Here is a 7,625-nt window from a genome sequence, read left to right as displayed (position 1 = left end):
GAAGTACTCGATCGCCACCGGGTCTCCGGTTTCCACCGAGATCGGCAGCCACGCGTAGGCGATCGGCTTGCGGACCGTGTATCCGTAGGCGGCGCTGGTGACGTAGCCGGAAGGCTTGCCATCCACGTAGACCGGTTCCTTGCCCAGGACCATGGACACGCCATCATCCACGGTCAGGCAGCGCAGGCGCTTGGTGGCCGCCGCGGCACGTTCGGCCAGCGCCGACTTGCCCACGAAGTCCGCGGTCTTGGCGGCCTTCACCGCGAAGCCCAGGCCGGCCTGTTCCGGTTCGTGCTCGCTGGTCATATCGGTGCCGAAGGAGCGGAAGCCCTTCTCCAGTCGCATGGAGTTGAACGCCTCGCGCCCGCCGGCAATGATGCCGTGCTCCTGCCCGGCTTCGAAGATCGCATCCCAGAGCTTGGCGCTGACATCCGCCGAGGCGTAGAGCTCCCAGCCGAATTCGCCCACGTAGGACAGGCGCATCGCGGTGACCGGGATGCCGGCGATGGAGATCTGCTTGGTGCGGAAGTACTTCAGCCCCTCGTTGCCCATATCATCGTCGCTGATCTTGGCCATGACCTGTGGGGCCAGCGGCCCCCACAGGCCGATGCAGGAAGTCCCGGCGGTGATATCGCGAACTGCCACCCACTGGCCCGGGTTGGCCTCATTGAACTTGCGCGCTTCGCGGTCCAGGTAGGCGACATCCACGTTGGAGTTGATGCCGGCCTGGTAGACCTGTTCGGAGAGCCGGGCCACGGTGATGTCGCTGGTGATGCCGCCGGCATGGTCCAGCAGCAGGGTGTAGCTGACCATGCCCGGGGCACGCAGCATATTCGCCGTGGTCAAGCCCTGGAGCATCGGCCCGGCACCGGGGCCGGTGATTTCCACGCGCTTGAGCGGGGTCATATCGAACATGGCCACCGCGGTGCGGGTCTTCCAGGCTTCCACCGCGGCAATCGGCGAGTGGAACTTGCTTGACCAGCTGTCGCGCTCCGGGGCCACCCACTCCGCCGGCAATTCATCGAGCAGCGCGGCGTTGGCCTCGTACCAGTGCGGGCGCTCCCAGCCGGTGCCCTCCAGGAAGAAGGCGCCCAGCTTCTGCTGGCGGGAGTAGAACGGGCTGGTGCGCACGGTGCGGGGCTTGGTGCGCGGTTCCAGCGGGTGGCGGACATCGTAGATTTCCACGAAGTTCTGCTGCGAGGTCTCGCTGACGTACTCCTTGGTGGTTTGCACGTCCTCGAAGCGGTTCAGGTCGCAGTCGCTCAGGTCCGTCGTGGAGGTGCCGGTGGTGATCAGCTCGGCCACGGCCTTGGCGATGCCCGGCGCGTGGGTGACCCACACGGCCTCGGCCGCGTAGAAGCCGTCCACTTCCCTGGACTGGCCTACCAGCGAGCCGCCGTCCGGGGTGAAGGAGAAGATGCCGTTGAAGCCGCGCTGGATCCGGGTATTGCGCAGATCCGGCAGCAGCTCCTGGCTGGCTTCCCATTCGGCGGCGAAGTCCTGCGGGGTGAAGTCCAGCGAGGAAGGCATCCGCTCGTGGGTGATCTCTTCCGGGCGGTAGGCCTGCAAGGTGTCCAGATCCACCGGCATCGGACGGTGGGCGTAGGAGCCGATGCCGATGCGATCTCCCCACTCGCGGTAGTAGAGGTCGCGGTCCTGGTAGCGCAGGATCGGGCGGCTGGCACCGGCCGGAAGCTCGTTCACTCCGGCCAGCGACGGGGCCGGGGTGCTCCAGGCGAACTGGTGGCCCAGCGGCAGCAGCGGGATCGAGGTGCCCACCATCTTGCCGATATTCGGTCCCCAGAAGCCTGCGCAGGAGACCACGATGTCCGCCGCGAAGCGCTCCTCGCCGCAGATCACCGCGGTGACCTTGCCGCCGGAGACCTCGATATCGGTGACGATGGTGCGGTCGCGGAACTCGACTCCCGCGGCCTTGGCGCGTTCCATGACCAGCGCGGTGCCCTTGGCGGCCAGGGCCAGGCCGTCGCCCGGGGTGAACAGGCCGCCCAGGACCTTCTCCGGGTTGAGCATCGGGAACTTCGCCAGGCAGGCGGCGGCGTCGATGACTTCGGCGTCGACCCCGTAGGAGCGGTTCCAGCCGGCGCGGCGATGCAGGTCAGCCAGGCGCTCATCGGTGGTGGCGATTTCCAGCCCGCCCACCGGAAGGAAGGAGCCGCGCCCGTCGGCGCCCACCAGGCCGGTGAGCTTCTCGATGGTGTACTGCGCGAATTCGGTCATGGACTTGGACGGGTTGGACGAGAAGACCAGGCCCGGGGCGTGCGAGGTGGAGCCGCCGGGAAGATCCAGCGGACCCTGCTCGATGACCAGGGTATTGGTGTGGCCCAGCGCGGCCAGTTCGTCTGCGAGGTTGGCGCCGACGATGCCGGCGCCGATGATGAGGATCCGAGGGGAAAGACAGGACATGGGGACTCCTTGAAAGCTGATGGTGTGGTGGTGGCCGGCGCGGCTAGGCGTCGATGACCAGGTCCGATTGGGCGGTGGAGCAGCAGGGCAGGAATTTCCCGGCCGCGATTTCACGGGCGCGGATGCCGCCCTGGTGGTTCATCGCCACCTCGCCTTCGAGCTTGACGACCTTGCACGAGCCGCACATGCCCTCCTGGCAGTTGGCGCCGATGCGCACCCCGGCCCGCTGGGCGACACCCAGGATGTGCTCCTGGGAACTGATCCGGACATTTACCGCGGTGCGCAGGAAGGTCATGGTCAGCTCGCCTTCGCCCACGGTGGGGAAGGAAGCGGTATCCGGCGAGTCCTGCGCGGGAACCAGCGGTGAGGCCGGCGGCAGCGGGGCATTGGAATCGACCGCCACCAGCTTCTGGCCGCTGGCCTCGATGGTGCCGCTCTGGTCGTACTCGGGTTCGTACATCCCCAGCTCCGGCGGCTGGCTCTCGTAGAACTCCTCCACGGATTCGGCCACCTCCTCGGCGATGGACCCGGCCAGGGCGATTTCCTCCTGGTATTCGAGCAGCGTCTTGCGGTCCCCGGAGAAGAACTCCATGAACACCGAGGTGTCATCCACCCCGGCCTCGCGCAGCAGCTGGGTGGCCGAATTCAGGTACCCTTCCGGCCCGCAGGCGAACACCTTGCGGCCATTGGCGTCCGGGGCCACCGCGTCGATCATCGCCGTGGTCAGCCTCCCGGCAAAGCCCTTCCAGCTCTTGGGCTTGGCCCGGTCGCCCAGCGAGTAGAACACCTTGATCCGCGAATCGACCTGCGCAATGTATTCCAGCTCGGGCCAGAAAGCGAAGTCCCCGGGCACGGTGCCGTGGCAGAGCACCACCACATCGGCCTGGCCGGGCAGCGAGTGGATGGTGCGCACCATCGACATGATCGGGGTGATCCCGGCTCCGGCCGCAAGGAACAGGTAGCGGGCGCGCCGGTCGGAATCGCCCAGGTGGAAGGCGCCCACCGGGCCGAGCATCTCCAGCACCATGCCCGGACGCAGGTTCTCATGCGCCCAGGAGGAGACCAGGCCCTTGGGATCGCGCTTGATGCTGACATTGAAGGTCCAGGGCACGGTGGGCGCGCTGGAAATCGAGTAGCTGCGGTCCACCGGGTCCTGGTCTTCGCCATGCACCGGGAAGGCGATGTTCAGGTACTGCCCGGCGCGGAAGGCCAGCGGGGCGCCATCGGCGCGGCGGAAGACGAAGGTCATCAGCCCGCCGGCTTCCTCGATGGTCTGCACGCATTCGGCCAGGAACTCCTGGGGGTGCCAGGGTCCCAGCGCGCGGGCCGCGCTCGCCGGGCCTTCCTGGGAACTGAGGACCCGGTTCCACGGCATTTCCAGCCCGCGGATGCGCTGGGCCGCTACGCTCGATGCCAGCTGTGCGCCTGCGCTCATGCCAGGTGCTCCAGCACGCGCTGGGTGTACCAGTTGATGAACGCCTCGACCTGGTATTCGCTCTTCATGTACGGGCCCGGCTGGTAGGCGGGGCTGGCTGCGCCCTTCTGGCACAGCTCGACGAAGGCCTTGTCCTGCAGGTTGGTCTGCTTCCAGGTGTGGGTGAGCTTCTCCAGATCGTAGTCGTCTCCTTCGACCGCGTCATCGGCCACCAGCCAGGTGGTGCGCACCAGGGTCTGGTGCTCGTTGATCGGGAAGGCGGCGAAGGTGATCACGTGGTCGGACTGGAAATGGAACCAGCTGTTGGGCTGCAGGTGCATGGAGCAGCGGCCCAGCCGGAAGTCGCGCAGCTCGCCGAGCAGCTTCTTGGACAGGCGGTGCCCGTCGGCGGAGAAGGATTCCCCGTCGCCGTCCAGGGATTCGCGGGAGATGCGGATGCCGGCGATGCGGGTGTCCAGCTGCTCCACGACCTCGTAGGGCAATCCGTAGCGGCGGCAGCGTTCCTCCAGGGCCGCCTGGGCTTGCTGGTTGCGTTCCCATACCTCTTCCAGGTGCGGCGGAACGGTGTCGTCGCTCAGCCCCCAGGTGGGGAACAGCGAGCAGGCCAGCTCGGGGTGCCCGTCGCAGTGGTAGCACTCGCGGTTGTTCTCCATCACCAGCTTCCAGTTGCCCTCCTCGATGATGTCCTGCTGGTAGGCGACCTTGGCGCGGGCGATATCGTGCGGGGCCAGGTAGGGCTCGAAGATGCCGGCGACCTCGTCGAAGTCCGCCGGCGGGTCCTGGGCCAGGGAAACGAAGACCAGCCCGGCATGGACCCGGCCGTGGGCGCGCTTGAGCGCGAAGCAGCTCTTGTCGAACTTGCCTTCGCCCGGGGCGGAGGCGTGGATCAGGTCCCCTTCGGGTGAGTAGGTCCACGAGTGGTAGCCGCAGACCAGGTTCCCGGTGCTGCCCGAAGCTTCGGTGAGCACGCGGGCGCCGCGGTGCCGGCAGACGTTGTGCAGCACGTTGACCCCGCCCTCCTCGGTGCGCAGCACGATCAGCGAATGCGGACCGTAGTCCACGGTCACGTAGTCCCCGGGCTCGGGGATCTCGGCAATGCTCGCGGCGAACAGCCAGTGGGTCCCGAAGATGGCCTGCATTTCGACATCGAATACTGAGGGGTCGGTATACAGCGGGGCTTCGAGCGAGTAGCCCTTGCGCCGGTTGCGGAAGAGCTCGGTGATCTCGGCGAGCTGTTCTTGGTTCACCGACGTAGCGAGCTTCCCACGCGTAGTGCGCGGTGCGCTTACCGAAGCGGTCATCTGTTACTCCTTGGAACACGACGCGGCTGGCGTCCTCTGGCTGTGGTTGCGCGGGCCGATGTGAGGCCGGTCACCGCATGAATCGAGACTAGGAAGAAATAGTCGGCAAGAAAAGCGCAAGAAATTGAACGGAACCGTGCACAATTGGTGCATGATTGATCCACGCTTCGCCACCCTGCGGGTCTTCTCCTCCACAGGCTCGGTAGCGCGCACCGCGGAACTGACCGGCTACTCGGCCTCGGCGGTCTCCGCGCAGCTGCGCGAACTGCAGCGCACCCTGGGCATCAAGCTGATCACCAAGGAGGGCCGCGGGGTGCGGCTGACCTCCGCGGGCCGGCATTTCGTTGCGGGCCTGGACGGGATTGTGACGCAATGGGAGCTGCTCGCGGCGTCCGCGCGCAACGCCTCCGGGCAGGTGCAGGGGCAGTTCGGCCTGGGCGGTTTCTCCACCGCTGCCGCGCAGCTGCTTGCCCCGCTGGCCGCGAACCTGCGAGCCACTCGGCCCGATACCGAGGTGCAGCTGATCGAAGCGCAGCCGCAGCGCTGCCTGGACTTGCTGCTCGCGGAGCGGATCGACCTGGCCGTGATCGTGGCCAGCCAGACGTCCGGGGGTTCTGCCGCCAGGGACCGGTTCGAGCAGACCGTGCTGCTCGATGACCCGCTGGATGTGGTGCTGCCCGCCACGCACCGGCTGGCGCAGCACAAGTCCGTGGCCCTGGAGGACCTGGCCGATGACCCGTGGATCTCCGAATCCGGGCAGTCGGTCTACCGGGCGCTGTTCGTTGCCGCCTTCACTTCGCTGGGGGTCACCCCGCACATCGCCCACGAGGCGGTGGAGTGGGAAACCATGATCGCGTTCATCGGGGCGGGCCTGGGCGTGGGGCTGCTGCCCCGGCTGGCCACCCTGGGCGATGCGCAGAACGTGGTGCGCCGCCGGATTTCCGGGGCGGCCAAGCCCTCGCGGCGCATCGTGGCGGTGACCCGCAAGGGCAGCCGCGGCTCGCCGCTGATCGAGGAATCCCTGGATATCCTGCAGCGCACCGCCAAGGACATTATTTCCCTGCGCTCGGCCGAGGAACTGGACGGGTAGCCGGCCGCTGGCGGGCTGCCGGACCCGGCGGATTTCAGGCCGGGCTATTGACATGGATCACATCCAGTGGTCAGACTTGGGCACATCCGATTTGGTATCCAACTGATATTTCAAGGAAGTGGTCCGCTATGGGCAACTTGGCAGTAAGCTACGCCGGGGCAGGCAAGGTCGAGCTGATCGACACCCCGTACCCCGAATTCGAATTGAAGGACGGGCCCGGGGTCCACCCGGCAAACGTCGGGCGGCAGGTGCACCACGGGGTCATCCTGCGCACCATCGCCACCAACATCTGCGGTTCGGACCAGCACATGGTCCGCGGCCGCACCACCGCGCCCGTCGGGTTGGTGCTGGGCCACGAGATCACCGGCGAAGTGGTGGAAGTAGGCCGCGATGTGGAATTCCTCAAGGTCGGCGACGTCGTTTCGGTGCCCTTCAACATCTCCTGCGGCCGCTGCCGCAACTGCAAGGTCGGGCAAACCGGCATCTGCCTGAACGTCAATCCCGACCGCCCCGGTTCCGCCTACGGCTACGTGGACATGGGCGGCTGGGTGGGCGGCCAGGCCGAATACGTGCTGGTGCCCTACGCGGACTGGAACGCCCTGAAATTCCCCGACCGCGACCAGGCCATGGAGAAGATCCTGGACCTGGCCATGCTCTCGGACATCTTCCCGACCGGCTACCACGGAGCCATCGGCGCCGGGGTCACCGTCGGCTCCACCGTCTATGTCGCCGGCGCCGGCCCGGTGGGCCTGGCCGCGGCCACCTCCGCGCAGCTGCTGGGTGCGGCCACCGTGATTGTCGGGGACCTGAACGCCGACCGGCTGGCCCAGGCGCGCAGCTTCGGCTGCGAGACCGTGGACGTCTCGCAGGGCGACCCGGCCGAGCAGATCGCCCAGATCCTGGGCGTGCCCGAGGTCGACTGCGGCATCGACGCGGTGGGCTTCGAGGCGCGCGGGCACGGGCACGACGCTGGCAAGGAGCAGCCTGCCACGGTGCTCAATTCGCTGATGGAAATCACCCGTGCCGGCGGCAGCCTGGGCATCCCGGGACTCTATGTCACCGGGGATCCGGGCGCCGAGGACGAAGCGGCCAAGGTCGGTTCGCTGTCCATGCGCTTCGGCCTGGGCTTCGCCAAGTCCCACACCTTCGTCACGGGCCAGTGCCCGGTGATGAAGTACCACCGCGGGCTGATGCAGGCGATCCTCTCGGACAAGGTCTCGATTGCCAAGAACGTCAACGCCACGGCCATTGGCTTGGACCGGGCCCCGCAGGGCTACGCGGCCTTCGACGAAGGCGCCGCGCAGAAGTTCGTGCTCGACCCGCACGGGCTGATCAGCGCCTGATCCGCGCTTGACGCACATTTAACCGCTGCCCG

General features: G+C 67.3%; 5 protein-coding genes. 2 read left to right on the top strand and 3 right to left on the bottom strand.

All coding sequences use genetic code 11. The features are described from left to right. The 3 genes from ACI2JZ_RS18260 to ACI2JZ_RS18250 all read right to left on the bottom strand — a co-directional run. On the bottom strand, positions 1-2,424 hold a 2,424-nt coding region (locus ACI2JZ_RS18260), incomplete at its 3' end, for an FAD-dependent oxidoreductase (protein WP_404598844.1). A gap of 43 nt (positions 2,425-2,467) precedes the next feature. Further along, positions 2,468-3,859, bottom strand: a complete 1,392-nt coding sequence (locus ACI2JZ_RS18255; RefSeq protein ID WP_332488080.1) for an iron-sulfur cluster-binding domain-containing protein — start codon at positions 3,857-3,859, stop codon at positions 2,468-2,470. Next, positions 3,856-5,160 (bottom strand): SRPBCC family protein, encoded by a 1,305-nt coding sequence (locus ACI2JZ_RS18250; RefSeq protein ID WP_105658918.1) that lies wholly within the window; start codon positions 5,158-5,160, stop codon positions 3,856-3,858. The genes ACI2JZ_RS18255 and ACI2JZ_RS18250 overlap by 4 nt, the downstream gene beginning before the upstream one ends. 151 nt (positions 5,161-5,311) lie before the next feature. Here ACI2JZ_RS18250 and ACI2JZ_RS18245 point away from each other — a divergent pair, with 151 nt between their 5' ends. Together ACI2JZ_RS18245 and fdhA are read left to right on the top strand one after the other, a co-directional pair. Continuing rightward, positions 5,312-6,250, top strand: coding sequence for a LysR family transcriptional regulator (locus tag ACI2JZ_RS18245; protein WP_105662330.1), 939 nt, complete (start codon positions 5,312-5,314; stop codon positions 6,248-6,250). Positions 6,251-6,378: 128 nt separating this feature from the next. Next, a complete protein-coding gene (gene fdhA, locus ACI2JZ_RS18240; RefSeq protein ID WP_133833949.1) occupies positions 6,379-7,593 on the top strand; it encodes a formaldehyde dehydrogenase, glutathione-independent in 1,215 nt (404 codons plus the stop codon). Positions 7,594-7,625: the final 32 nt, after the last annotated feature.

Origin of the sequence: Microbacterium sp. NPDC087868 (assembly GCF_044900755.1) — a bacterium.
Taxonomy (GTDB): Bacteria; Actinomycetota; Actinomycetes; order Actinomycetales; family Microbacteriaceae; genus Microbacterium; species Microbacterium galbinum.
Note: the sequence above shows the minus strand (reverse complement) of the source record. Positions and strands in the feature narration are given on the sequence as shown.